Here is a 26262-nt window from a genome sequence, read left to right as displayed (position 1 = left end):
GCCGCAGCCGTCTCCCGCGGACCCGGAGCGCCGTCCCCGGTGATCAGCGGCTCACAGACCGCCCGCCACCCGCAGGATCGCGCCCGTCGTGTACGAGGCGTCCTCCGACAGCAGCCAGGAGACCGCGCCCGCGATCTCCTCAGGGCGTCCGGCGCGGCCCATCGGAATGCCGGGCGCCACCTTGGCGGGCCGCTGCGGGTCCTCGTGGAACTCCGTCCAAACGGTTCCGGGGGCCACGCAGTTGACCCGGATCCCGTCGGTGGCGACCTCCTTGGACAGGCCCACGGTCATGGCCTCCACCGCCGCCTTCGCCGCGGCGTAGTGGACGTACTGCCCCGGACTGCCCAAGGTGGCGGCGGCCGAGGAGATGTTGACCAGCGCGCCGCCGCCCGTGACGGACATGTCCCGCACGGCCCGCCGGGCGCACAGCAGATAGCCCAGGACGTTGACGTCGAGCGCGCGGCTCAGCCCCCTGGCGTCGGCATCGGCCAGCCGGCCGTTGGGGCCGCTGATCCCGGCGTTGTTGACCAGTGCGGTGACCGGGCCGAGCTCGGCCGCCGCGTCGAACAGGCGGTCCACGGCGGCTTCGTCACTGGTGTCCCCGGACACGGTGACGCAGCGTCGGCCGACGGCCCGCACGGCGGCCGCCACCTCCTCGGCGGCGGAGGCGTCGGAACGGTATCCGAGAACCAGGTCGTGGCCGTCCGCGGCGAGCCGCAGGCAGACCGCGGCGCCGATGCCCCGGCTTCCTCCTGTCACCACGGTGACCCTGGGTCGGCTCATGCGTCGGCTCCTTTCAGTGGGGCGGAAGAGCAGTCCAAGGTACGACGAGGAACGGCCCGGCGGCCGGACCGCTCGTCCAAGTGTTTTTATATGCGCGGCAGTTATGGGCTCATCGCATGATCGGTCGGGTTACGGCCCTCGGACGGGAACGAACGGGTGACGGAGGAGCGACGCGAAGTCTCCGGCGTGGCCGAATCCACCCCCCTGCGTACTTCTGGTGATCAAATGCTCACAGCAAGTGATCGAGTGCGTTCAGAGGCAGAGGTACGGAGGGTATTGATGCACGAGCTCCAGAAGGTCTTGATCGCCGTTGTCGCCGTGGGGAGTCTGACCGCCCTGGGCGCCGGGAGCGCCCACGCCGACGAGATGAGCGGCCCCGGCAGCCGGACCTCGGCGGCGCAGGCGCAGCTGAGCGAATCGGTCCGGCTGCCGGCCCTGCCGCGCCTCCCCCAGCTCCCGCCGCTCCCGCGCCTGCCCCAGCTCACGCCGGCCGTCGCCGCTGCCGCAGCCGCCCAGCTGTCGCCGCGGAACACCTACGGGCCGTACGCACCGTACGCCGCGTACTCGCCGTACGCGCCCTACGCGGGATACGCCATCGACGCTTCCGGGACGCCGAACACCCCCAACACCCCGAACACCCCCAACACCCCCAACACTCCCGGCGACGCCAACACCCCCAATACGCCGAACACCCCGAACACCCCCAACACCCCGGGTGGTGGCGGCACGCCCAACACCCCGAACACGCCGAACACGCCCAATACCCCGAACACCCCGAGTTCCTCCAACACCCCGAACACTCCCAACACGCCCAACACGCCCAACACCCCGAACTCGTAAGGTCGCCACAGGCATCCGTCGGGCCCTCCCGGCCCACACGTGAAAGTGCCGCGCAGTGTCTCCACTGCGCGGCACTTTCACGTCACCGGGGCATCAGCCCGGAGTGTTGGGGGTGTTGGGGGTGTTCGGGGTGTTGGCTCCGGCTCCTCCAGGGGTGTTAGGGGTGTTGGGCGTGTTGGGGGTGTTGTTACCCCCACCTCCGGGGGTGTTGGGGGTGTTGGGCGTGTTGGGGGTGTTGTTGCCGGCACCACCCGGAGTGTTCGGGGTGTTGGGCGTGTTGGGGGTGTTGTTGCCGGCACCACCCGGGGTGTTCGGGGTGTTGGGCGTGTTGGGGGTGTTGTTGCCGGCACCACCCGGAGTGTTCGGGGTGTTAGGCGTGTTCGGAGTGTTGTTACCGGCACCACCCGGAGTGTTCGGGGTGTTAGGCGTGTTCGGAGTGTTGTTGCCGCCACCACCCGGGGTGTTAGGCGTGTTAGGGGTGTTGGGCGTGTTGTTACCGGCACCACCCGGGGTGTTCGGGGTGTTGGGCGTATTCGGGGTGTTGGGCGTATGGCACTTCTTCCCCTTGCCCTTGCATCCGGTCAGCATCTGCGGCAGGTCGACAGCGGTCTGAGTCGTCTGCGGCGCCGGCGCGGCCAGCGCGGTGGTCGGCAGGGCGATACCACCGGCCAGGGCCATGGAAGCTGCGGCCATCATGACCTTGCGGGAAACCTTCATCGTCTTCTCCATTCGGAAGTGCGGGGGGATCGGAATTCCGCCCTCGCTGCGAGCTGCCAATTCGTTCCGCCTCACCTTGCCGGCGTCGGCTGGTTGGCTTGCTTCAAATAAACCCGAATGGAGAAACCGGGTCACGACACTGGAACTCGTACCTTGACGGCGGGAAACGATATTGGTAAAAGCCTCTCCCACAGTCGCCCGGGGGCCGATTTTCCCGAAGGGATGCGGGGCTTCTGCCACCTACAGCAGGCGAACCGTGACCTTCAGTGACAGGCGCACGCGACAGCCTCCACGCGGACGGGTACGGGCGCAGCGTCTCGTGGACGAGGCCTGTACGGCCTACCCACGCTTGGGGGAGGCGGTGGTCTCGTGCCCTGCGACCAGCAGGGTGACCAGCTCGTCGCGGATCAGCCGGTCGGTGCACTCGGGGCGCGTTCCGGCCGCGTCGAGCAGGACGTGCAGCAGGCCCGGCCCGTCCGGTCCGGCGGCGCCGTCGCGGGCGGCGGCGACGGCGAGGCCGGCCACGGCGTCGATCCTGGCCAGGCCGGCGCCGTCGGCGGGCAGGCTGGGGAGCGGCCCTGCCACCACGGCGGGTACGGCGGACAGGACGGCCGGGCGGGGGCCGCGCCGGAACGCGGCGACGCCGCCGAGCCGTCCGCGGGCCTGGGTGCACAGCTCGACGAGCTCCCCTCCCCCGGCCTGCCACCGCCCGACGAGGGCGGGTTCCGGCTCGGGGACCCGGCGGCCCGCCGGGGAAGGTCCCGGAAGGGAGCCGGAGCCTGCGGGGGCGGCCACGGGGCTGCTCCTGTCGGCGGCGGTACCCGGCACGCACCGACGCGGGCATCACGCACTGTAAGGGAGCCGGAGCGGTGTGCGACACCGCGCTGCGGCGCACGGCCGGTCACGGCGGCTCTGTGGCCGAACTCCTCCTGAATACGACTGCCGTTCGGCTGGTGTACCCGGAACGGTCACGTCAGGCTCCCCCTTCGGTCCCTCGGGCGCGTTGTCCTGGGGGCCGCTCCGACATCCTCAACCCGCAGAGGTCGATCCCGCCATGGCAGAACTCAACCGCCGCCGTTTCCTGCAGCTCGCCGGTGGCGCCACCGCCCTGACCATGCTCAACGAGAGCATCGCGCGCGCCGCCGCCATACCCGCCCAGGGGACCACGGGCACCATCGCCGACGTCGAGCACATCGTCGTGCTGATGCAGGAGAACCGGTCCTTCGACCACTACTACGGCGCGCTGCGCGGCGTCCGCGGCTTCGGCGACCCGCGCCCGGTGACCCTGCCCAGCGGCAAGTCGGTCTGGCACCAGTCGGACGGCACGAAGGAGACGCTGCCGTTCCGGCCGCCGTCCGACGACCTCGGCATGGAGTTCCTGCAGGGCCTCAACCACGACTGGGCGGGCGGCCAGAGCGCCTTCAACAAGGGCAGGTACGACAACTGGGTGCCCGCCAAGACGCCCACCACCATGGCCTACCTGACGCGGGACGACATCCCGTTCCACTACGCCCTCGCCGACGCCTTCACCATCTGCGACGCCTACCACTGCTCGTTCATCGGCTCCACCGACCCCAACCGCTACTACCTCTGGTCGGGCCACACCGGCAACGACGGCAGGGGCGGCGGGCCCGTCCTCGACAACGCCGAGCTCGGCTACGGCTGGACCACCTACCCCGAGCGCCTGGAGGCGGCCGGGATCTCCTGGAAGGTCTACCAGGACATCGGCGACGGCCTCGACGCCGCCGGCCACTGGGGCTGGATCAACGACGCCTACCGCGGCAACTACGGGGACAACTCGCTCCTCTACTTCAACAGCTATCGCAACGCTCAGCCCGGCGACCCGCTCTTCGACAAGGCCCGCACCGGCACGAACGCCAAGGCCGGCGAAGGCTACTTCGACCGGCTGCGCGCCGACGTCGCCGCCGGCACCCTGCCCCAGGTCTCCTGGATCGCCGCGCCCGAGGCGTTCAGCGAGCACTCCAACTGGCCGTCCAACTACGGCGCCTGGTACATCGCGCAGGTGCTGGACGCCCTCACCTCCAACCCGGACGTGTGGGCCCGTACCGCGTTGTTCATCACCTACGACGAGAACGACGGGTTCTTCGACCACGTCGTCCCGCCCTACGCCCCGGCCGACGCCGACCAGGGACTGTCGACCACGCCCACCGCCCTGGACGTCTTCCCCGGCAAGGCGGGCTACGTCGCCGGACCGTACGGGCTGGGCCCGCGGGTGCCGATGCTCGTGGTGTCCCCGTGGAGCACCGGCGGGTACTCCTGCTCCGAGACCTTCGACCACACCTCCGTGATCCGCTTCATGGAGCAGCGGTTCGGGGTGCGCGAGCCGAACATCTCGCCCTGGCGCCGCGCGGTCTGCGGCGACCTCACCTCCGCCTTCGACTTCGGCCGCAGCGACACCGGCGCGGTCGAGCTGCCCGACACCGCCGCCTGGGAGCCGCAGGACCGGGACCGCCACCCGGACTTCAGGGCGCCCGCCCCGGCCGTGGGCTCCATGCCCCGCCAGGAGAAGGGCATGCGACCCACCCGTGCGCTGAAGTACGCCCCGTACGTGGACGGCACGGCGCTCACCGCCGAGGGCAGGTTCCGGCTGGCCTTCAGCGGCGGCCCGGACCTGGGCGCGCAGTTCTACGTCACCTCCGGCAACCGCACCGACGCCCCGTGGACTTACACCACCGAGGCCGGCAAGTCGATCGCGGACACCTGGAACACCCGCTACTCGGGCGGGGTAACCGACCTCACCGTGCACGGCCCCAACGGGTTCCTGCGCGGCTTCCGCAACCCCGGGACCACGCCCGGCCCCGAGGTCACCGCCCGCCACAACGCGACCACCGGAAACCTGGACCTCACCCTCACCAATGCCGGCGGGTCGACCGCCGCGCTCACCGTCACCAACTCCTACGGCGGCGGCCCCAAGCGCCTGACCGTGGCCAAGGGCGCCACGGTCACGTACAGCGTCTCGCTGAAGAACACCCGGCGCTGGTACGACGTGACGGTCACCGCGTCCGGCGCCCCGGACTTCCTGCGCCGCTTCGCGGGCAAGGTCGAGACGGGCGCGGCGGGCCTCTCGGACCCGGCGATCCTCACGGACCAGTCCTCCTGATCCGGGCTTGCGGGGCGGGCCGGGCCGTGTCCCGGCCCGCCCCGCGGGCGAGCGCCGGCCCCCGCCGCGCTTCCCCGCGCGTCAGCAGAGGGTGTCCCAGTGGTGCAGGGCCCGCAGGGCGGCGGTGCGCGTGGTGGGGGGGGTGGGCGCCGGGGCGAGGAGGTAGTCGGCGACGGGCGTGAGGAGGAGGGGGGTGTCCGAGGACGGGGTGAGGAGGCGCGCCTCGTCCCAGGCGTGGCGGATGACCGTGCGGCGCAGCAGGGTGCCGCGGCGCGTGGGGAAGCTCCGTGCGGTGGCGGCGGCCTCGACGCGGCGGCGGTGCTCGGGGGCGAGCACGGGGTCGAGTGCGGCACGGACGGCTGCGAGGGGGCCGAGCGGGAGGTGGCCGGCGGCGTGGTCGAGGAGCGTGGCGGCCTCCGGAGCGAGGCGGTAGGCGGCGAGGACGGCGGCGGTCTCGGCGGGCTCGGAGAAGGGCCGGCCGGTGAGGACCGCGATGTCGAGGAGGGTGACCGGACAGGGGGGCAGGGCCGGCCGGCGGAGACAGGACTCGGCGAGGGCGATCAGGCACTCGACGTGCTCGTCGGCGACCAGGTACGGGCGGACGGGCACGGCCGACCCGTCGCCGGGCAGGGCGGCGGTGCTGAGGTGGACCCGGTACCAGGGGTCGACCAGGGGGTCCTCGGCGGGCCAGTGGAGCGTGACGGCGGTGTGGTGGGGGCGTTCGCCGAGCAGGGAGACGTCGATGTGCTCCACCGGGTGGCCGGTGACCAGGCGGATGACGGCCTGCCACAGGGCCGCCTCGTCGGGGGCGACGAGGTCGAGGGTGTCCATCGGCCGGAGCAGGCCGTCCGGGTAGTAGCCGGAGAGCGGGAGGCCGCGGATGGCGCGGACGCCGGTGGAGCGCGCCAGGTCGGCGGCGAGGCGGGCGTAGTGGGCGGCGCGGTCGCGGGCACGGCGCAGTTCGGCACGGGCCGGGGCGCCCATCCGGACCCCGTCTTGAACCAGGGCGGAGAGCACCAGGTGGGGCAAGTGGCGGCCGGCGCGGGCGCGGTGGAGCAGTTCGGCCGGCCCGGCGGCCGGGTCGGCGTCGAGCAGCCGGTACAGCAGTGCGGTATTCACGGACGTCCGCCTCCGAATGTATGGTCAGGCCCGGCGCCACCGGCGGCCGAGGGGGCGGGAGGGCGGTGCCGGACCATATCCGGCGTGCCCGCGGCACGGCGATTCTGTACGGCAGGGTTCAACACCTGATCACCACAGGCTCAACAGGCTCTCGACACCGGGTGCGACGCTGTGGTTAAAAAGGTGACACAAATGCGACATGGGCGCCGAGCGGGGGCGGGCACCGTGTTCTGGGGGCTGGGGGCAGAACTTGGGCGATCTCCGTTTCTCGTTACTCGGTCTGATGCGGGCTCACCGGGGCGCTGCGGCGCTCAAGATCGGTAGTCCGCAGCAGCAGGCGATGCTGGCCGTACTCCTGCTCCGGCCGGGGCACTCGGCGAGCGCCACCGATCTCATCGCCGCGCTGTGGGGCGAAGAGCCGCCGGGCGCGGCGATGACCACGGTGCGCACCTACGCGTGGCGCTGGCGCAAGGTGCTGGACGCGGGGGGAGGGAGCGACGAGGGGGACGCGGCCGGGTGTGAACGGCCCGCGTCGAGCGTGCTGGTGTCGATCGGGGACGGCTACCGGCTGGTCCTGCCGAAGCTCGCCGTGGACGCGGCGGAGGCGGAGGCGCTGGCCGCCGAGGCGGAGCGCACCGCGCTGACCGATCCGCTGCGCGCCCGCGACCTGCTCAACCAGGCGCTGGAGCTGTGGCAGGGCGAACCGCTGGCCGGCATCCCCGGCCCGTTCGCGGAGCGGCACCGCCAGCGGCTGGAGGAGCTGCGGCTGACGCTGCTGGAGGAGCGGATCGGGTTGGACCTGACGCTCGGCCGCCACTCGCGGTGCATCCCCGAGCTGACCTCGCTCACCACCGAGCACCCGCTGCACGAGCGGGCGTACGGGCTGCTGATGCGGGCGCTGTACCAGGCCGGGCGGCAGGCGGACGCGCTGGCGGTGTACCGCGGGGTGAGGCGGTTGTTCCTCGCGGAGCTCGGCGTCGCGCCGGGCACGGAGCTGGAGCAGCTGCACCGCAGGATTTTGGAGGGCGATCAGGCGCTGGCCGCTCCGGCCCCGGGCCCGGCGGCCGTGACGGTGGCGGGAGGCGGCACGGGGGCGGGGCCTTCGGAGGAAGCCGGGCCGGAGACGGACCCGGACCGGAAGGGCGCCGACGACAGCGAGGACGGTGCCCCGTCCCGGGCGGCCGGACCAGGCCGCCAGGAGGGGGACGGGCGGGAAGCCGCCCGGCCGGCCCCCGCACCGCCGCGGCCCGCCCAGCTGCCGCCGGACGCGGCCGACTTCACCGGGCGGACGGCTCCGGTCCGGGTACTGGACGAGGCACTCGGCACACCCTCGGCACAGGGGCTGGTGATCGCCACGGTGGTCGGGATGGGCGGGGTCGGCAAGACGGCGCTGGCCCTGCACGTGGCGCACCGCGTCCGGGAGGCCTACCCGGACGGCCAGCTGTACGTGGACCTGCGCGGCTCCGATCCGGTGCCGGCCGATCCGGAGGCGGTGCTGAGCGGCTTCCTGGTGGCGCTCGGGGTGCCCGGCGACGCGGTGCCGGACGGGCTGGACGCGCGCTCGGCGCTGTTCCGCTCCGTCGTGGACGGGCGGCGGCTGCTGCTGGTGCTCGACAACGCCAAGGACGCGGCGCAGATCCGGCCGCTGCTCCCCGGGGCGGTCGGCTGCGCGGTCCTCACCACCGGGCGCACCCGCCCGGCCGGGCTGCCCGCCGCCGTCCAGGTCGACCTGGACGTGTTCCAGCCCTCCGAGGCGCTGGACCTGCTCGGCCGCACCATCGGCGCGGGGCGCCTGGACGCCGAACGGGAGGCGGCGCTGGAGCTGGTGGTGGCCTGCGGCTATCTGCCGCTGGCGGTGCGGATCGTGGCCGCCCGGCTCGCGGCCCGGCCGGGCTGGACGGTGGAGACGCTCAGCCGCCGGCTCCAGGTGGAACGCCGGCGGATCGACGAGCTGCGGATCGGCGACCTCGCGGTGGCGGCGGCCTTCGAACTGAGCTACCGGCAGCTGACCGCCGACCAGGCCCGGGCGTTCCGGCTGGTCGCCTCGGTGGACGGGCCGGACATCGGGCTGCCGGCCGCCGCCGCGCTGCTGGACCTCGACGAGTACGACGCCGAGGACCTGCTGGAGGCGCTGGTGGACGTGGCGATGGTGGAGTCGCCCTTCCCGGGCCGCTACCGCTACCACGACCTGCTGCGCGCGTTCGCCCGGCGGCGGCCGGCGCAGGCGGGCGGCCCCGCCCCGGCGGCCGGCCGTACGGCGGAGTGCGGGGAGGCCCTGGCGGCCCGGGACCGGCTGCTGGACCACCTGCTGGCCACGGCCTGCGCCGCCTTCCAGCACGCGGTGCCGGGCGATCCCGCGGCGGGCGCGCTGGGTCCCGCCCGCTCCCCCGGTGTGTCGCTGGCCGGGTGGGACGAGGCCCGGGAGTGGACGGCGACGGAGCGCACGGGCGCGGTGGCGCTGGCGGCGCAGGTCGCCGCGGACGCGGGAGCGGGCAGGGCCGAGGGCGCGGCGCCGGCGGACGGTGTGCCGGGGACGGCGCTGCGGGCCGCGATCGATCTGCTGATCGCGCTCACCCCGTTCGTGCTCACCCCGCCGAGCCGTCAACTCGCCTCCACGGCCGACGCGCTGGCCGAGGCGGCGGTGCGGCACGGCGATGTGCGGGCCGCCGGGCGGGCGCACTTCCTGCGCGGGAACGTCGCCCTGGCGGCGACCCGGCTGGACGCGGCCGAGGCGGCGGCCCGCCAGGCGGTGGCCGCGGCGCGGACCGCCGGCGACACGGTGATCCTGCGCCAGACGCTCAACGACCTGGGCCTCATCTGCCAGTTCCTCAGCCGCTACGACGAGGCGGTGGACCACTACGACCAGGCACTGCTGCTGGCCAACGAGCTGGGGCACCGCTCCGGCGCCTTGGTGACGACCGTGAACGCCGCGCTGGCACGCGTGCGCAGCGGACGGGCAGAGGAGGCGGTGGTGATCTGCCACGAGGTGCTCGCCGAGCTGCGGACCCGGCAGGACGATCCCGGGCGGGCGTACACCCTGTACGTACTGGGACTGGCACTGCACGGGCTCGGGCGCCACGAGGAGGCGGTGACCTGGTTCCGGGAGTGCCTGACGGTGGCGGCGGAGGCGGGTCTGCGGGACCGGGCCGCGCACGCCCGCTACCGGATGGCGGACAGTCTGCGCTCGCTCGGCCGGGCCGACGAGGCCCTCGACCACGCCGGGCTGGCACTGGCGCTCTGCGAGGAGCTGGGGGCGGAACGGGACCAGGCGCAGGCGCTGGTCGTGCTGGGCCGCTCGTTGGCGGACCTCGGGCGCGGGGCCGAGGCGGGGGCGCGGTTGCGGCAGGCGTACGAGATCTTCTGCCGCCTGGGGCTCCCGGAGGCCGCCGATGTGGCCGTGCTGCTGAAGGAGCCGGCGTTGGCGCTGGTGGATCCCTGAGGGGCGGGGCTCGGGTGTGGCGGCCGTAGGGAAACGGTTCTTCCCGGCGTGCCGCCCGCCGGTGCGGCTCAGGAGCCGGTGCTGTTCCAGTCCTTGTCGTCGGTCGGGGAGGGGGACGGCGCCGGCACCGTGGCCTGGGTGCTGCCGACGGTCCCGCCCTGATCGGCGGGGCCGGGGCCGTCGGCCATCGCCGCACCGGCCGTGCCGAGCGCGATCAACGAGCCGAGGGCGAGGCCCGCGACGGCCAGGCGGATCCGAGTGGCACCGAGGGTGTTCGAACGCTGCGCCATGACTGCTCCCGAGGACGTCTTCCCTGGTGGGAAGGGGTTTTGGGGGGACTTCCCGGAGTGCTCCGGGCTGATGGGATGAGCATGGCAAGGCACGTTCAACAGCCGATCGACGTGGGAGCACCGGCGTCGATCGGCGTCGTTGATCGGGGTGTCGACCGACGTCGATCGGGGCGCCGGGCAGCGTCCATCCGGGGGCGACCGGCGTCGATCCGGGCGTCGACCGCGGCGCCGACGGGCGTCGGACGGCGCCCGTGGAGCGTCTGCCACGGCATCGGAAGGGGGCGCCTGAAGGGCGTACGGCTCAGGCGGCCTCACGGATCTCCAGCGTGCAGCACTTCACGCTGCCACCGCCCTTGAACAGCTCGGAGAGGTCCACCCCGACCGGCCGGAAGCCGCGTTCGCGCAACCGGGCCGCCACCCCGGTCGCCGCCTCCGGCAGCACCACGTTCAGCCCGTCGCTCATCAGGTTGAGGCCGAACACCTCCGCGTCCGCCTCCTCCACCAGCACCGCGTCCGGGAAGAGTCGGCGCAGTACCGCCCGGCTGCCCGCCGAGAACGCGCCGGGGTAGTACACGACCTGGTCGGCGTCGAGCACGCCGAGCGCGGTGTCGAGGTGGTAGAAGCGCGGGTCGACGAGGTCCAGGCCGACCACCGGGCGGCCGAGGAACTCCTGTGCCTCCGCGTGCCCGGCCAGGGCGCTGCGGAAGCCGCGCCCGGCGAGCAGGTGGCTGCCCGTCAGAAGCAGGTCGCCTTCGCCCTCGTTGATGTGGACCGGGTCGTGGGTGGTGAAGCCGTGGGCCCGGAACCACTCCAGGTAGGCGGGGCCCTCGTCGGCGCGCTCGGCGTTGCGGAACCGGGCGCCGAGCACCCTGCCGTCGACGACGGTGGCCCCGTTCGCCGCGTAGACCATGTCGGGCAGGCCGGGCAGCGGGTCGATCAGGTCCACGCGGTGACCGAGGGAGACGTAGAGCTCGTACAGCCGCTGCCACTGGGCGACCGCGAGATCGGTGTCGACCGGTTTGGCCGGGTCCATCCAGGGGTTGATCGCGTAGCTGACCTCGAAGTGGGTCGGCCGGCACATCAGGAAGCGGCGAGGGCGGGCGGTGCGGGTCATGGGAGGCTCCGGAAGGACTGAGGGCTCAGGACTGGGGGGGGGGGGGGACGGGTCGGGGCCGGGAAGGAGGACCGGGCAGCGGGGAGCCCGGTCAGGACGCCGAGGGGCGCTCGGGGAAGCTCCGCAGGCGGCGGAGCGGGCTCGCCAGCAGGACCGCGCCGGCCGACAGCAGCACGCTCGCCATGATCCAGAGGGTGGTACGGGCGCCGAGCACCTCGCCCAGCCAGCCGCCGAGCAGGGCGCCCACCGGGATGGCGCTGAAGTTGACGGTCGAGGCGCTGGCCCGGATCCGGCCGATCATCGCGGGCGGGCAGTACGCCTGGTAGAAGCTGCCGGCGATGACGTTCCCGGCGATCACACCGCAGACCGCGACCGACCAGGCGACCACGCTCACCGCGAGCGGCAGCCGCTCCCCGGCCATCGGCAGCAGGAGGATGAACGGCGCCCCCACCAGCTCGCAGAGCAGCAGCCCGCGCGCCGTCCCGAACCGGCGCGCGATCCGCCCGGCGAGCGCCGCCCCGGCCAGGCCGCCGATCGACACCACCGCGAAGACCAGGCCGATGCCGCTGGGGGTCACGCCCACGGTGCGGACCAGGAAGACGGTCTGCACCGCCTGGATGCCGTTGAGGCCGAGGTTGCCGACGGCCGCGAAGCTCGCCAGCGTGCGCAGGTAGGGGTCGTGCGCCAGGAAGCGGACCCCCTCGCCGATCTCGCGCAGGATCCCGCGCCGTTCGGAGACCGGCGGCGGCTTCTCCTCGGCCCGGATGGACCCCACGCAGACCGCGGCCACCAGATAGGTCACCGCGTCGGCGAGCAGGCCGCTGACCGCGCCGAACGCCTGGGAGAGCAGGCCGGCCAGGCCGGGGCCGGCGATCTCCGCGGCCGCGTCCCCGGAGCGCAGCTTGACGTTGGCCTCGAGCAGGTCGGGCTTGGCGACCAGCACGGGCAGGACGGCGCTGTTCGCGGTGGACAGGAACACCTTGACCGCGCCGGCCAGCAGCGCCACCACCACCAGCTGGGCCATGGTCAGCAGGCCCAGCCAGCCGGCCACCGGCACGCTGCCGAACAGCAGCAGCAGGAGCAGGTCGCAGACCAGCATCACCTTCAGCCGGGGCCAGCGGTCCACCCAGGCCCCGGCCAGCAGGCCGAGGAAGAGCCACGGCACCCAGGCGGAGGCCGTCAGCAGCCCGACCATGAACGGCGAGGCCTCCAGGGTGACGACGGCCACCAGGGCGAGGGCGACGTTGCCGACGGCGGTGCCGAGGCCGCTGGTCGTCTCACCGATCCAGAGCTTGCGGAAGTTGCCCTGCGCCCACAGGCCCCAGCGGCTCCTCCGCGGCGCGTCCTGCGTCGGGGGCGACGGTGGGAACGGCGGTTTGACGGAGGCTGTGGTCATGGCGGGTCACTCTCCAAGCTTCGTGGCGAGCACGGCGGCGATCCGTGCGACGGGTTCCGGCTGCGTCATGGCGCCGTGCGTGCAGGTCATGCGGTGCTCCTCGACGCGGCCGTCGACGTACGGGAGCCAGGCCGCCCCGTAGGGCCAGTCGGCGGGCTTGTCGAGGGTGGCGCCGAAGAAGACGGCGTCGCCCCGGTAGCGGTCCGGTACGTGTTCGGCCATCAGCTTGCGGTGCAGCTCGAACACGTCGGGCAGCACGCCGGCGGCCTCCCCGAGGAGCGCGGTGAGGTCGGCCTGGCCGCGTCCGTCGGCGGGGTCGTAGCCGAGGGAGGCGAGGAGTTCGGCGAGGGTGTCGACCGGGTCGTCGGCGGACGGGGGGCCGTCGGCGGCGTACCGGGCGGGGTCGGCGGGCAGGCCGTCGAGGAGGGCGAGGAGGGCGACCTCCTGGCCCTCGGTCTGCAGGGCGACGGCCATGGCCTGGGCGACCACCGCGCCGAAGGACCAGCCGAGCAGGTGGTACGGCCCCGCCGGCTGGACCGCGCGGATCTGCCGTACGTAGTCCTCGGCGATCTCGGTGACGGAGGACGGGGAGCCTCCGCGCAGACCGCGCGCCTGGAGGCCGTGGACCGGGCGGTCCGGGTCGAGGTGGCGCAGCAGCCCGGAGTAGACCCAGCTGATGCCCGCGGCGGGGTGGACGCAGAACAGCGGGGCGCGGGTGCCCGCGGCGCGCAGCGGGAGGAGGACGTCGAGCGCGCCGTGGGAGTCGTCGCCGGGCACGCCGGGCCGGTCGGGGTCCTGTACGAGGCGCCGGGCCAGGGCGGCCGCGGTGGGGGCTTCGAAGAGCGCCCGCATGCCGAGGTCGGCGCCGAGCGCGGTGCGGATCCGGCCGAGCAGTTTCATCGCGAGGAGGGAGTGGCCGCCGAGGTCGAAGAATCCGTCGTCGATGGAGACCGGCCCCGGCAGTCCGAGGACCTCGGCGAACAGGCCGCAGAGCAGTTCCTCGTGCGGGGTGCGCGGTGCGCGGCCCGCGGGCGAGGAGAGGAAGCCAGGGGCGGGGAGCGCCCGCCGGTCGACCTTGCCGCTGGCGGTCAGGGGCAGCGCGTCGAGCGGGACGACGGCGGCCGGGAGCATGTAGCCGGGCAGCGAGCGGGCGGCGAAGGCACGCAGTTCGGCCTGGTCGAGCGGGCCGTCCGCCACGACGTGGGCGACCAGGCGGGGGCCGGAGGCGCCGTCCTCGTACACCGACACGGTGGCGGCGTGGACCCGGGGGTGCCGGGTCAGCACGTGCTCGATCTCGCCGGGTTCGATCCGGAAGCCGCGGATCTTCACCTGGTGGTCGGTGCGGCCCAGGCAGGCGAGGTCGCCCTGCCGGGTGCGGCGGACCAGGTCGCCGGTGCGGTACATCCGCTCCCCCGGCGCGAACGGGTCGGCGACGAAGCGCTCGGCGGTCAGCGCCGGGCGGCCCAGGTAGCCGCGGGCCAGGCCGGCGCCGGCCAGGTACAGCTCGCCGGGCACACCGGCGGGGACGGGGTTCAGGTGCTCGTCCAGGACGTAGGCGCGGGTGCCGAGGACGGTGCGGCCGAGGCCAGGGCGCCCGCCGGCGGCGAACGGCTGGGTGAGCGCGTCGACGGTGCTCTCGGTGGGGCCGGAGAGGTTGTGGGCGGTGGTCGCGGGTGCCTCGCGCAGGCGGGTCCACAGTGCCTGGCCGACCGGTTCGCCGCCGAGCAGCACCACGCGGGGCGCGGGCTCGTCCAACAGGCCTTCTTCGAGGAGTTGTTCGGCGTAGGAGGGGGTGACCTCCAGGACGTCGACGGACTCGGCCCGCAGGTGCCGGACGAGTGCGGCGGCGTCGCGGCGGATCTCGTCGCCGACCAGGTGCAGTTCGTGGCCGGCGACGAGCCAGAGCAGCCCGTCCCAGGAGGCGTCGAAGCAGAGCGAGGCGGTGAGCGCCACGCGCTGGCGGCCGTACAGGCGCTCGGTGGCGCCGATGGGGCCGGTGGCGGAGCGGTGCGAGGCGAGCAGCGCGGCGATCGAACCGTGGCTCACCACCACGCCCTTGGGGCGGCCGGTGGAGCCGGAAGTGTAGATCACGTAAGCGGCGTCGGAGGCGGTGGCGCGGGGCGGCGGATTGTCGGCGGGCCCGTACGCATCCTGCGCCGGGGCCGCCGCCAGGACGGTCAGTCCGGTGAGCAGTTCGGGCAGGGGCCAGCCGTCGCCGGTCACGGCGAGCGTCGGCGCGGCGTCGGCCAGCATGGCGGCGGTCCGGTCGGCCGGGTACTCGGCGTCCAGCGGGAGCGAGGCGGCTCCGGCCTTGAGGACGGCGAGCAGGGCGATCACGGTCTCCGCGGAGCGCGGCAGGGCCAGGGCAACGACCGAGTCCGGGCCGGCGCCCGCGGCCCTCAAGCGGTGGGCGAGGAGGTTGGCGCAGGTGTTGAGCTCGGCCCAGCTGAGCCTGGTCTCCCCGGCGACCAGGGCGGTGGCGTCCGGGGTTCGGGCCGCCCGGGCTTCGAAGGCGGCGGGCAGCAGCGGGACGTCCGCCGGCAACCCGGCGCCGGCGCGGAGGAGTTCCGTGCGTTCCCCGATGGAGAGGAGGTCGATCCGGCCGATGGGCCGGTCGGGGCGGGCCGCGACCTCCGCCAGCAGGCGGCCCAGCCGGACCGCGATCGACTCGACGGTCTCCCGGTCGAACAGGTCGGTGGCGAAGTCGATCGCGCACTCCAGGCCGGCGGGGGCGCCGTCGGCGGCGAAGGACTCGCCCATGGCGATGGAGAGGTCGAACTTGGCCGCGTACCCGCCGACCGGTTCGACGGTGGCCGCAAGGCCGCCCAGGTCGAGCGGCGCCTCGCCGGGGCCGCCCGGCGAGCCGGCGCCGGCGCCGCCCTGGAGCAGCAGCATCACCTGGAACAGCGGGTGGCGGGCCAGGGAGCGGGCCGGGTTGAGCTCCTCGACCAGCCGCTCGAAGGGGATGTCCTGGTGGGCGTGGGCGTCGAGCCCCGTCTCCCGGACACGGCCCAGGAGTTCGGCGAAGGTCGGGTCGCCGGAGGTGTCGGTGCGCAGGACGAGGGTGTTGACGAAGAAGCCGACCAGGTCGTCCAGCGCCTCGTCCGAGCGGCCGGCCACCACCGAGCCGATGGGTACGTCGGTGCCGGCCCCGAGCCGGGTCAGCAGGGCGGCCAGGGCGGCCTGCAGGGTCATGAACATCGTGACCCGGTGCTCCCGCGACACGTCGGCCAGGGCCCGGTGGAGTTCGGCGCCGAGCGGGAGGACGACGCGGTCGCCGCGGTGGCCGCTGTCCGCCCGCCGGGGGCGGTCCACGGGGAGCGACAGCTCCTCGGGGATCCCCGACAACGCCTTGCGCCAGTAAGCGAGTTGGCCGGCCGCCAGGCTCTCCGGGTCGTTCTCGTCGCCGAGCAGCTCGCGCTGCCAGAGCGCGTAGTCCGCGTACTGGACGGGCAGCGGCTGCCAGCCGGGCGCCGAGCCGTCCCGGCGGGCGGCGTAGGCGTCGGCCAGGTCGCGCATCAGCGGGTCCATGGACCAGCCGTCGCCGGCGATGTGGTGCAGGACGAGGACGAGCAGCTGCTCACCGGTGGTGAGCGGGAACAGGTGGGCGCGTACGGGGAGTTCGCGGGCGAGGTCGAAGGGGGTTTCGGTGCACTCGGTCAGGGCGGCCGCCGGATCGGCGGGCGGGGTGGTGCGGCGGTCGAAGGGGACCCGGGCCTCGGCGGCCGGGACGATCCGCTGCCGGGGCTCACCGTCCTGCTCGGTGATCAGCGTGCGCAGGATCTCGTGCCGGGCGACCAGGTCGCCGAGGGCGAGTTCGAGCGCGGCCGGGTCGAGGGGCCCGGCGACGCGCAGGGCGAGCGGGAGGTTGTAGAGGGCGCTGGGGCCTTCCATGCGGTCGATCAGCCAGAGCCGCTGCTGGGCGAAGGAGAGCGGGAGCCGCTGCGGGCGCTCGCCGGCGGTCAGCGCGAGGCGGCTCCCGGCGCCGTCCAGGCGCTGGGCCAGGCCGGCCACCGTGGGCGCCTCGAAGACGTCCCGGACGTCGATCTCGGCGGCGAACACCGCCCGGACCCGGCTGACCAGCCGCATGGCCAGCAGCGAGTGCCCGCCGAGGGCGAAGAAGTCGTCGTCGACGGAGAGGGGCCCCGGCACCCCGAGGACCTCGGCCAGGAGGCCGCAGAGCAGCTCCTCCCGCGCCGTGCGGGCGGCCCGGCCGCCGGTGAAGAGCCGGAAGTCGGGGGCGGGCAGGGCACGCCGGTCGACCTTGCCGCTGCCGGTCAGCGGCAGCGCGTCGAGGGTGACGACCGCCGCGGGCACCATGTGGGCGGGCAGCGTCTGGGCCACGAACCTGCACAGTTCGACGGCGAGTTCGGGGCTGGGTGCGGTGACCGCGCAGTGGGCGACCAGGCGGCGGTCCCCGTCCGGGCTCTCGTGCGGCGCGACCACGGCCTGGCGGACGGCCGGGTGCCGGGTCAGCTCGTGCTCGATCTCCCCGGGTTCGATCCGGAAGCCGCGGATCTTCACCTGGTGGTCGGTCCGGCCCAGGTAGTCGATCCGGCCGTCGCGGCCGCGGCGGACCAGGTCGCCGGTGCGGTACATCCGCTCCCCCGCCGCGAACGGGTCCGCGACGAAGCGCTCGGCGGTCAGCGCCGGGCGGCCCAGGTAGCCGCGGGCCAGGCCGGCGCCGGCCAGGTACAGCTCGCCGGGCACACCGGCGGGGACGGGGTTCAGGTGCTCGTCCAGGACGTGGGCGCGGGTGCCGAGGACGGTGTGCCCCAGGGTGGGGCGCTCCGAGTCGCCGTAGGCCTGGAGCAGGGTGTCGACGGTGCACTCGGTGGGGCCGTAGAGGTTGTGGCCCGTGGTGGCCGGAGCCTCGCGCAGGCGGGTCCACAGTGCCTGGCCGACCGGTTCGCCGCCGAGCAGCACCACGCGGGGCGCCGGCTCGTCCAACAGGCCCTCGGTGACGAGCTGTTCGGCGTAGGTGGGGGTGAACTGGACGGCGTCGACGGCCGCGGTGCGCAGGTGCCGGACCAGGGCGGCGGGGTCGCGGCGCAGGTCCTCGCCGATCAGGTGGAGCTCGTGGCCGGCGACCATCCACAGCAGGCTGTTCCAGGAGGCGTCGAAGCAGAGCGAGGCGGTCAGCGCGGCGCGCAGCCGGCCGTGCGTCCGCGCGGGCCCGCCGAAGGTCTCCGCCCGGTGGGCGGCCAGCAGGCCGGCGATCGAACCATGGCTCACCACCACGCCCTTGGGGCGGCCGGTGGAGCCGGAGGTGTAGATCACGTAGGCGGCGTTCGAGGGGTGGACGCGGACGGGCGGCGCGTCGGCGGGCCGGTCGGCCCAGACCCGCTCGTCGGCGTCGAGGACGGTGAAGCCCTCCAGCACCTCGGGCAGCGGCCAGCCGGCGCCGGTCAGCACCGCCGCCGGGCGGGCATCGGCCAGCATGTGGGCGGTGCGCTCCAGCGGGTACTCGGCGTCCAGCGGGAGGAAGGCCGCACCGGCCTTGAGCACGGCGAGCTGGGAGACCACCGTGTCCGCCGAGCGGCGCAGCGCGAGCGCGACCACGTCCTCGGGTCCGATGCCGGCGGCCCGCAGTCCGTGGGCGAGGCGGTTGGCGCGGGCGTCCAGCGCGGCGTAGGTCAGCCGGGTCTCCCCGAAGACCAGTGCGGTGTCGTCCGGCGTGGCCGCCGCCTGGGCCGCGAAGGCGGCCGGGACCAGGGGAAGTTCGGCCGGCAGCGGTCGGTGGCCGCCGAGGAGCACGGCGCGCTCGCCATCGGCCAGCAGGTCGGCGCGGCCGATCCGCCCGTCGGGGCGGGCCGTCATCGCCGTCAGCAGCCGGCCGAAGCGGGCGGCGAGGGACTCGACGGTCTCCCGGTCGAAGAGGTCGGTGGCGAAGTCGATCGCGCAGTCCAGCCCGGCGGGCTCTCCGTCCGGGCCGAAGAACTCCTCCAGGGTCACGTTGAGGTCGAACTTGGCGACTCCGGTGTCCGCCGCCAGCGCCTCGGCGCGCAGGCCGGCCGGCTCCAGCTCGCCCCCGGTGTTGGACTGCAGGACCATCGCCACCTGGAAGAGCGGGTGGCGGGCCAGGGAGCGGGCCGGGTTGAGCTCCTCGACCAGCCGCTCGAAGGGCACGTCCTGGTGGGCGTAGGCGCCGAGCCCCGTCTCCCGGACCCGGCCCAGGAGTTCGGCGAAGGTCGGGTCGCCCGAGGTGTCGGTGCGCAGGACGAGGGTGTTGACGAAGAAGCCGACCAGGTCGTCCAGCGCCTCGTCCGAGCGGCCGGCCACCACCGAGCCGATCGGCACGTCCGTACCGGCCCCGAGCCGGGTCAGCAGCGCGGCCAGGGCTGCCTGGAAGGCCATGAACAGGGTGACCCGGTGCTCGCGGCTCAACTCCAGCAGCGCCTGGTGCAGTTCGGCGCCGATGGGCAGGGCCACCCGGTCGCCCCGGTGGTCGGCGCGGGCTCCGCGCGGCCGGTCGACGGGGAGCGTGAGCTCCTCCGGGAGGCCGGCCAGGGTGCCGCGCCAGTAGGCGAGCTGGCGGGAGACCAGGCTGTCGGGGTCGTCCTCGTCGCCGAGCAGCTCGCGCTGCCAGAGGGCGTAGTCCGCGTACTGGACGGGCAGCGGCTGCCAGCCGGGCGCCGAGCCGCCCCGGCGGGCGGTGTAGGCGTGGTCGAGGTCGCGCAGCAGCGGGCCCATCGACCAGCCGTCGCCGACGATGTGGTGCAGGGCGAGGACCAGCACGTGCTCCTCGGGGCCGACCCGGAGCAGGGTGACCCGTACGGGCGGTTCCGCCGCCAGGTCGAAGGGGCGGCGGGCCGCCCGGTCGACCTCCTCGTCCACCGACTCCGGTGCGCAGTCGAGCGGTGCGACCGGCAGCGCGGCGTCGGCGGGGGCGAGGACCAGCTGATGGGGCTCGCCGTCGTGCTCGGCGATGACGGTGCGCAGGATCTCGTGCCGGGCGACCAGGTCGGCGAGGGCGAGTTCCAGGGCGGCCGGGTCGAGGGGGCCCGTCAGGCGCAGCGCGAGCGGCATGTTGTAGAGCGCGCTCGGCCCCTCCATCCGGTCGATCAGCCACAGCCGCCGCTGGGCGGAGGAGAGCGGCAGGCGCTCGGGGCGCTCGCCGGCCGTCAGCGCGAGCCGCGCTGCGGAGCCGTCGAGGCGCTGGACCAGGCCGGCGACCGTCGGCGCCTCGAAGACGTCCCGGATGCCCAGTTCGGCGCCGAGCACCGCGCGGACCCGGCTGAGCAGCCGGGTGGCGAGCAACGAGTGCCCGCCGAGGGCGAAGAAGTCGTCGTCGACGGAGACCGGGCCCGTGACGCCGAGCACCTCGCCGAGCAGGCCGCAGAGGATCTCCTCGCGCGCCGTCCGGGCCGCCCGGCCGCCGGCGGACGCCGCGAAGTCGGGCGCGGGCAGCGCGGACCGGTCGAGCTTGCCGTTGACGCCCAGAGGCAGCGCTTCGAGCGTCGTGAAGGCGGCCGGGACCATGTAGTCCGGCAGGGCGGCGGCCGCGTGGGCGCGCAGCGCGGCCGGGTCGAGCGGGGTGTGCGCCACGACGTAGGCGGCCAGCCGGGTGCCGGCGCCGTCCGCGCCCTCGTGGTGGGGCAGCACCGCGGCCTGCAGGACGTCGGGGTGGGCGGCCAGGACGGTCTCGATCTCGCCGAGTTCGACGCGGAAGCCGCGCACCTTGACCTGGTGGTCGGTGCGGCCCAGGTACTCGACCCGGCCGTCCGGGCGGCGCCGGGCGAGGTCGCCGGTGCGGTACATCCGCTCCCCCGCCGCGAACGGGTCCGCGACGAAGCGCTCGGCGGTCAGCGCCGGGCGGCCCAGGTAGCCGCGGGCGAGGCCGGCGCCGCTCAGGTACAGCTCGCCGGGGACGCCGGGCGGCACGGGCCGCAGGCCGGCGTCCAGGACGTGTGCGCGGAGGTTGGGCAGCGGGTGGCCGATGAGCGGGCGCGGGTCCGCGGAGAGCCGGTGGTGCAGCGCGTCGACGGTGCACTCGGTGGGGCCGTACATGTTGAGCACCACGGTGCCGGGGGCGGCCGCGAGGCTGGTCCAGAGGCTCTGGCCGAGGGCTTCCCCGCCGACCATCAGGAGGGCCGGCGGGCAGCGGTCGAGCAGGCCCTCCTCGACCAGCCGCTCGGCCTGGCCGGGGGTCACGTCGAGGACGTCGGCGCCGGACCGCTCGGCGTGGCGCACCATCGCGGCGGCGTCGCGGCGCAGGTCGTCGTCGAGCAGGTGGAGTTCCTGGCCTGCGACCATCCAGAGCAGCGCTTCCAGGGCCGTGTCGAAGGAGAGCGAGGCGCTCTGGGCGAACGTCAACCTGCGCCCGGGACGGGCCCGTCGGGCGGCGGGGATGGTCTCGCCGCGGTGGAAGGCGAGCAGGTTGGCGAACCCGCCGTGCCGGACCACGACGCCCTTGGGGCGGCCGGTGGAGCCGGAGGTGTAGATCACGTAGGCGGCGTTCGAGGGGTGGACGCGGACGGGCGGCGCGTCGGCGGGCCGGTCGGCCCAGACCCGCTCGTCGGCGTCGAGGACGGTGAAGCCCTCCAGCACCTCGGGCAGCGGCCAGCCGGCGCCGGTGACCACGGCCGCCGGGCGGGCGTCGGCCAGCATGTGGGCGGTGCGCTCCAGCGGGTACTCGGCGTCCAGCGGGAGGAAGGCCGCACCGGCCTTGAGCACGGCGAGGAGGGCGACGATGGACTCGGCGGAGCGCGGCAGGGCGAGCGCGACCACGTCCTCCGGGCCGGCGCCGGAGGCGGTCAGACCGTGCGCGAGGCGGTTGGCGCGGGCGTCCAGCTCGGCGTAGGTCAGCCGGGTCTCCCCGAAGACCAGGGCGGTGTCGTGCGGGGTCGCGGCCGCCTGGGCGGCGAAGGCCTCCGGAACGAGGACGTCCGCGACGGGCCGGCCGGTGTCGTGCCACTCGGCCAGCGCGGCCCGGCCGGCCTCGCCCAGGACGTCCAGCTCGGCGACCGGGCGGTGCGGGTCTTCGGCGACCTGGGCCAGCAGGCGCAGCAGGGCTTCGGCGAGCCGTTCGACGGTGGTCCGCTCGAACAGGTCGGTGGCGAACTCCAGGCCGCCTTCGAGGCCGGCCGGGGCACCGTCGGGGTGGTGGCGCTCGGAGAGGTTCAGGGTCAGGTCGAAGGCGGTGGTCGGCAGGCCGAGCGGCTCGTAGGCGGCGCGGGTGCCGGGGAACTCGGGGCCGCCGCCCGCGGTGTTGTCGAAGGCGATCATCACCTGGAAGAGCGGGTGCCGGGCCAGCGTGCGGGCCGGGTTGAGCTCCTCCACCAACCGCTCGAACGGAACTTCCTGGTGCGCGTAGGCGGCCAGGTCGGTCTCCCGGACCCGGGCCAGCAGCTCGGCGAAGGTGGGCCGGCCGGTGAGGTCGGCGCGCAGGACGAGGGTGTTGGCGAAGAAGCCGACCAGTTCGTCGAGGGCGGGGTCGAGGCGGCCGGCGAGCGGGGTGCCGATCGGCAGGTCGTCGCCGGCGCCGAAGCGGTGCAGCAGGGTGGCGTAGGCGGCCTGGAGCACCATGAAGAGGGTGGCTCCGTGCCCGGCTGCCAGCTCGGCGAGCCGCGCGTGCAGGTCCGCGTCCAGCTCCAGCGGGACCACGTCGCCGCGGTGGCCGGCGGCGGCCGGGCGGGGGCGGTCCAGCGGGAGCGCAAGCTCGTCCGGCAGCCCGGCCAGCGCCTGCCGCCAGTGGTCGAGTTGGCGGGAGAGCGGCGACTGCGGGTCGGTGTCCGCGCCGAGCGTCCGGTACTGCCACAGCGTGTAGTCGGCGTACTGGACCGGCAGCGGCTCCCACACCGGCGACTCGCCGCCGAGCCGGGCGGTGTAGGCGTCGGCCAGGTCCCGGAAGAGCGGCCGCAGCGACCAGCCGTCGCCGGCGATGTGGTGCAGCACCAGGAGCAGGACGTGCTCATCCGGCGCCTCGGGGCGCAGGTAGGCGTGCAGGGGGACGTCGACGGCCAGGTCGAAGGTGTGGCCGACCAGCTCCTGCACCGGGCGGTCGGTCACGGTGAGCAGCGGGGCCGGGGGCTCGGGCAGGATCCGCTGGTACGGGACGCCGTCGTGCTCGCCGAAGACCGTACGGAGGGTCTCGTGGCGGGCGACGACGTCCCCGAGCGCGCGTTCCAGGGAGGCCGCGTCCAGCGGGCCGGTGAGCCGCAGGGCGAGGGTGACGTTGTAGGTGGCGGCGGGGCCCTCGGCCTGGCCGAGGAACCACAGCCGGCGCTGCGCGAAGGAGACCGGCAGGCGCTCGGGTCGGGGTTCGGGGCGCAGGGCGGACCGGGCCGGTTCCGTGGCCAGCTTGGCGGCGAGGTCGGCGACGGTCGGGGCCTGGAAGAGGTCCCCGATGGCGAGTTCGGCGCCGAGTTCGGTGCGCGCCCGGCCGACCAGGCGGGTGGCCAGCAGCGAGTGGCCGCCGAGTTCGAAGAAGTCGTCGTCGATGGTGATGTCGTCGATGCCGAGAATCTCTCCGAAGAGCCCGCACAGGGCCTGCTCGCGCTCGTCGCGCGGGGCGCGGCCGTCGGTGCCGGCGCCCGGCTCGGGCGCGGGCAGCGCGCGCCGGTCGATCTTGCCGTTGGCGTTGAGCGGCAGGGCTGGCAGCACGACCACGGCGGAGGGGACCATGTAGCCGGGGAGGGTCTCGGCGGCGAACCGCCTCAGTTCCGGACCGAGTTCGGGGCTCTCTTCGAGCGCGGAGCCGTGCACCGAGCAGTAGCCGACCAGGCGGGTGTCGCCGGGCCGGTCCTCGCGGGGGATCACGATGACCTGCCGGACGGCCGGGTGGCGGGAGAGCACCGCCTCGATCTCGCCCGGTTCGATGCGGAAGCCGCGCAGCTTGACCTGGCCGTCGATCCGGCCGAGGAACTCGATCGCGCCGTCGGCCCGGCGGCGCACCAGGTCGCCGGTGCGGTACATCCGCTCCCCCGGCGCGTACGGGTCGGCGACGAAGCGCTCGGCGGTCAGCGCGGGCCGGTGCCAGTAGCCGCGGGCCAGGCCTGCCCCCGCCACGTACAGCTCGCCGGGGACGCCGGGCGGGACGGGCCGCAGCCGGGCGTCGAGGACGTGGGCGCGCATGTTGTCGAGCGGGGCGCCGATCGGCGGCCGGGGCCCGGCCAGGTCGGCGGCGTCGAGGGGGGGGTGGGTGGCGAAGGTGGTGGCCTCGGTGGGCCCGTAGACATGGGCGAGCAGCAGGTCGGGGCAGTGGTCGAGGACCCGCCGCATGAGGGAGCCGGATGCGGCCTCGCCGCCGGTGCAGACGGTCTGCAGGGCGCGGAAGGTCTCCGGGGCCTGCTCGGCGACCAGGTCGAACAGGGCCTTCGTGAGGAAGACGGCGGTGACCGCGTGCCGGGTGGCGACGGCGTGCAGGGCGGCGGCGTCCAGGCTGCCGGGAGGGGCGACGACCACCGTGCCGCCGGACAGCAGCGGCGTCCACAGCTCGTAGGTGGCGGCATCGAAGGCGTGCGGGGAGTGCAGCAGGATCCGCCGGTGCCGGCCGTCCTGCCAGCGGCGGTCGGCGGCGAGGCCGACCACGTCGCGGTGGCGGACCGCGACGCCCTTGGGGGCGCCGGTGGAGCCGGAGGTGAACATCACGTAGGCGAGCCGGTCGGGGTGGACGGGCAGGCCCGGGTCGTGCGCAGGCGCGCCCGCCTCGTCTCCGGGCCGGACCACGACGGCGGTGTGCGGGAAGCCGGGGTCGGGGCGGTCGGTCAGCAGGACGGGGGCGGCGGTGTCGGCGAGCAGCCGGGCCATCCGCTCCGGCGGCAGGCTCGCGTGCATCGGCACGTAGCAGCCGCCGGCCTTGAGCACGGCCAGGGTGGCGACGACCAGGTCGACCGAGCGTTCCATCAGCAGGGCGACCGGGGACTCCGGGCCGACACCGCGGGCGATCAGGTGGTGGGCCAGCCGGTTGGCGCGGGCGTTGAGCTCGGCGTAGCAGACGGCGCCGCCGTCGTGGGCGAGGGCGACCGCGTCGGGGGTGCGGGCGGCCTGGGCCTCGAACAGCTGCGGCAGCGAGCCGGCGGGGACGGGGGCCGCGGTCGCGTTCCACTCGTCGCGCAGGCGGCCGCGCTCCTCGGGGGCGAGGATGTCGAGGGTGCCGATCGGCGCCCGCGGGTCGGCGGCCGCGGCGGCCAGCAGCCGGCCCAGGCGTTCGAACAGGGTGGTGACGGTGGCGCGGTCGTAGAGGTCGGCCGCGTACTCGACCGATCCCGTGAGGCCGGCGGGAGCACCGTCGGGGGTGCGCCGCTCGGTGACGCCGATGTTGAGGTCGAACTTGGCGACGCGCAGGCCGAGCGGCTCGGGCGCCGACTCCAGCCCCGGCAGGCCGAGTTCGCCCTCCTCGTGGTTCTGCAGTACGAGGAGGGTCTGGAACAGCGGATGGCGACCGAGGGCGCGGGCCGGGTTGACCTCCTCGACCAGCCGCTCGAACGGCACGTCCTGGTGGGCGAAGGCGTCGAGCTGCGACTCGCGGACCCGGTCGACGAGTTCGGCGAAGGACGGGTCTCCCGAGGTGTCGGTGCGCAGCACCAGGGTGTTGACGAAGAAGCCGACCAGGTCGTTCAGCGCCTCGTCGGAGCGGCCGGCCACGCCGGTGCCGAGCGGGATGTCGGTGCCGGCGCCGAGCCGGGTGAACAGCGCGGCGAGACCGGCCTGCAGGACGGAGAACAGGGTGGCGCGGTGGCGGTGGGCCAGGCCGGTCAGCGCGGCGTGCAGGTCGGGCCCGTAGCCGAACGGGACGGCGTCCGCGGCCCCGGTGGGGGCGGGCGGCCGGGGGCGGTCGACCGGCAGCTCCAGCTCCTCCGGCAGACCGGCCAGCATCCGTCGCCAGTAGTCGAGCTGGCGGCTCATCAGGCTCTCGGGATCGTCCTCCTCGCCGAGCACCTCGCGCTGCCAGAGCGCGTAGTCGGCGTACTGGACCGGCAGCGGCTCCCAGTCGGGGGCCGAGCCGCCCAGCCGGGCGGTGTAGGCCTCGGTGAGGTCGCGCAGCAGCGGGCCGAGCGACCAGCCGTCGCCGGCGATGTGGTGGAGCACGAGGAGCAGCACGTGCTCGGTGCCGGGCCGGGCGGAGGGCTCGGGGCCGGCGAGGGTGAACACCGTGACACGGATCGGCGGTTCGGCACTCAGGTCGAAGGCGTGGGCGGCGGCCCGGTCCCGCAGGGCGGGGTAGTCGTCCGGTGCGCAGTCCAGCGTCTCGAAGGCGATCTCCACCTCCGCGGACGGCAGGATCCGCTGCACCGGGACTCCCCCGGCCACCGGGAACACCGTGCGCAGGGCCTCGTGCCGGGCGACCACGTCCGCCGTCGCGGCGCGCAGCGCCGCGGTGTCGAGCGTGCCGCGCAGGCGGACCGCGAACGGCAGGTTGTAGAGCGCGGTCGGCCCTTCGATCTGGTCGATCAGCCAGAGACGCTGTTGTGCGTACGAAACCGGGATCACGGTGCTTCC

Annotated in this window: 11 protein-coding genes; 3 read left to right on the top strand and 8 right to left on the bottom strand. The window is 74.7% G+C overall.

What is annotated here, in order from left to right:
• Nucleotides 1–51: 51 nt before the first annotated feature.
• Entirely contained in the window at nucleotides 52–783 is a 732-nt protein-coding gene (locus BGK67_RS28505; RefSeq protein ID WP_069922760.1) for an SDR family oxidoreductase, read from the bottom strand.
• Between the two features lie 279 nt (nucleotides 784–1062).
• Between BGK67_RS28505 and BGK67_RS39100 the strand changes: the two genes are divergently transcribed.
• Nucleotides 1063–1623, top strand: coding sequence for a hypothetical protein (locus tag BGK67_RS39100; RefSeq protein ID WP_069922759.1), 561 nt, complete (start codon nucleotides 1063–1065; stop codon nucleotides 1621–1623).
• A 93-nt stretch (nucleotides 1624–1716) separates the two neighbouring features.
• Here the strand turns inward: BGK67_RS39100 and BGK67_RS36610 are convergent, their stop codons facing one another.
• On the bottom strand, nucleotides 1717–2340 hold the full coding sequence (locus BGK67_RS36610) for a hypothetical protein (protein WP_208948762.1): 624 nt from the start codon (nucleotides 2338–2340) through the stop codon (nucleotides 1717–1719).
• A gap of 339 nt (nucleotides 2341–2679) precedes the next feature.
• Nucleotides 2680–3135, bottom strand: coding sequence for a hypothetical protein (locus BGK67_RS28495; RefSeq protein ID WP_069922758.1), 456 nt, complete (start codon nucleotides 3133–3135; stop codon nucleotides 2680–2682).
• A 259-nt stretch (nucleotides 3136–3394) separates the two neighbouring features.
• On the opposite strand from BGK67_RS28495, the gene BGK67_RS28490 reads away from it, so the two are divergent.
• Nucleotides 3395–5461 (top strand): phosphocholine-specific phospholipase C, encoded by a 2067-nt coding sequence (locus BGK67_RS28490; RefSeq protein ID WP_069922757.1) that lies wholly within the window; start codon nucleotides 3395–3397, stop codon nucleotides 5459–5461.
• 81 nt (nucleotides 5462–5542) lie between these two features.
• Here BGK67_RS28490 and BGK67_RS28485 read toward each other — a convergent pair whose 3' ends face one another.
• The gene (locus BGK67_RS28485) at nucleotides 5543–6580 is read right to left on the bottom strand and encodes a hypothetical protein (RefSeq protein ID WP_069922756.1); all 1038 of its coding nucleotides are present in this window, start codon (nucleotides 6578–6580) and stop codon (nucleotides 5543–5545) included.
• 283 nt (nucleotides 6581–6863) lie between these two features.
• On the opposite strand from BGK67_RS28485, the gene BGK67_RS28480 reads away from it, so the two are divergent.
• On the top strand, nucleotides 6864–10019 hold the full coding sequence (locus BGK67_RS28480) for an AfsR/SARP family transcriptional regulator (protein ID WP_107488875.1): 3156 nt from the start codon (nucleotides 6864–6866) through the stop codon (nucleotides 10017–10019).
• A 68-nt stretch (nucleotides 10020–10087) separates the two neighbouring features.
• Here the strand turns inward: BGK67_RS28480 and BGK67_RS28475 are convergent, their stop codons facing one another.
• The 4 genes from BGK67_RS28475 to BGK67_RS28460 form a co-directional block, all read right to left on the bottom strand.
• On the bottom strand, nucleotides 10088–10309 hold the full coding sequence (locus BGK67_RS28475) for a hypothetical protein (protein WP_069922754.1): 222 nt from the start codon (nucleotides 10307–10309) through the stop codon (nucleotides 10088–10090).
• Nucleotides 10310–10610: 301 nt separating this feature from the next.
• Nucleotides 10611–11423, bottom strand: a complete 813-nt coding sequence (gene ddaH, locus BGK67_RS28470; RefSeq protein WP_069922753.1) for a dimethylargininase — start codon at nucleotides 11421–11423, stop codon at nucleotides 10611–10613.
• Nucleotides 11424–11514: 91 nt separating this feature from the next.
• Nucleotides 11515–12819 (bottom strand): MFS transporter, encoded by a 1305-nt coding sequence (locus BGK67_RS28465; RefSeq protein ID WP_079154418.1) that lies wholly within the window; start codon nucleotides 12817–12819, stop codon nucleotides 11515–11517.
• Between the two features lie 6 nt (nucleotides 12820–12825).
• Nucleotides 12826–26253, bottom strand: coding sequence for a non-ribosomal peptide synthetase (locus tag BGK67_RS28460; protein ID WP_069922752.1), 13428 nt, complete (start codon nucleotides 26251–26253; stop codon nucleotides 12826–12828).
• Nucleotides 26254–26262 lie beyond the last annotated feature (9 nt).

This window comes from Streptomyces subrutilus, assembly GCF_001746425.1.
Lineage (GTDB): Bacteria > Actinomycetota > Actinomycetes > Streptomycetales > Streptomycetaceae > Streptomyces > Streptomyces subrutilus_A.
This window is presented reverse-complemented; position numbering and strand designations above follow the sequence as displayed.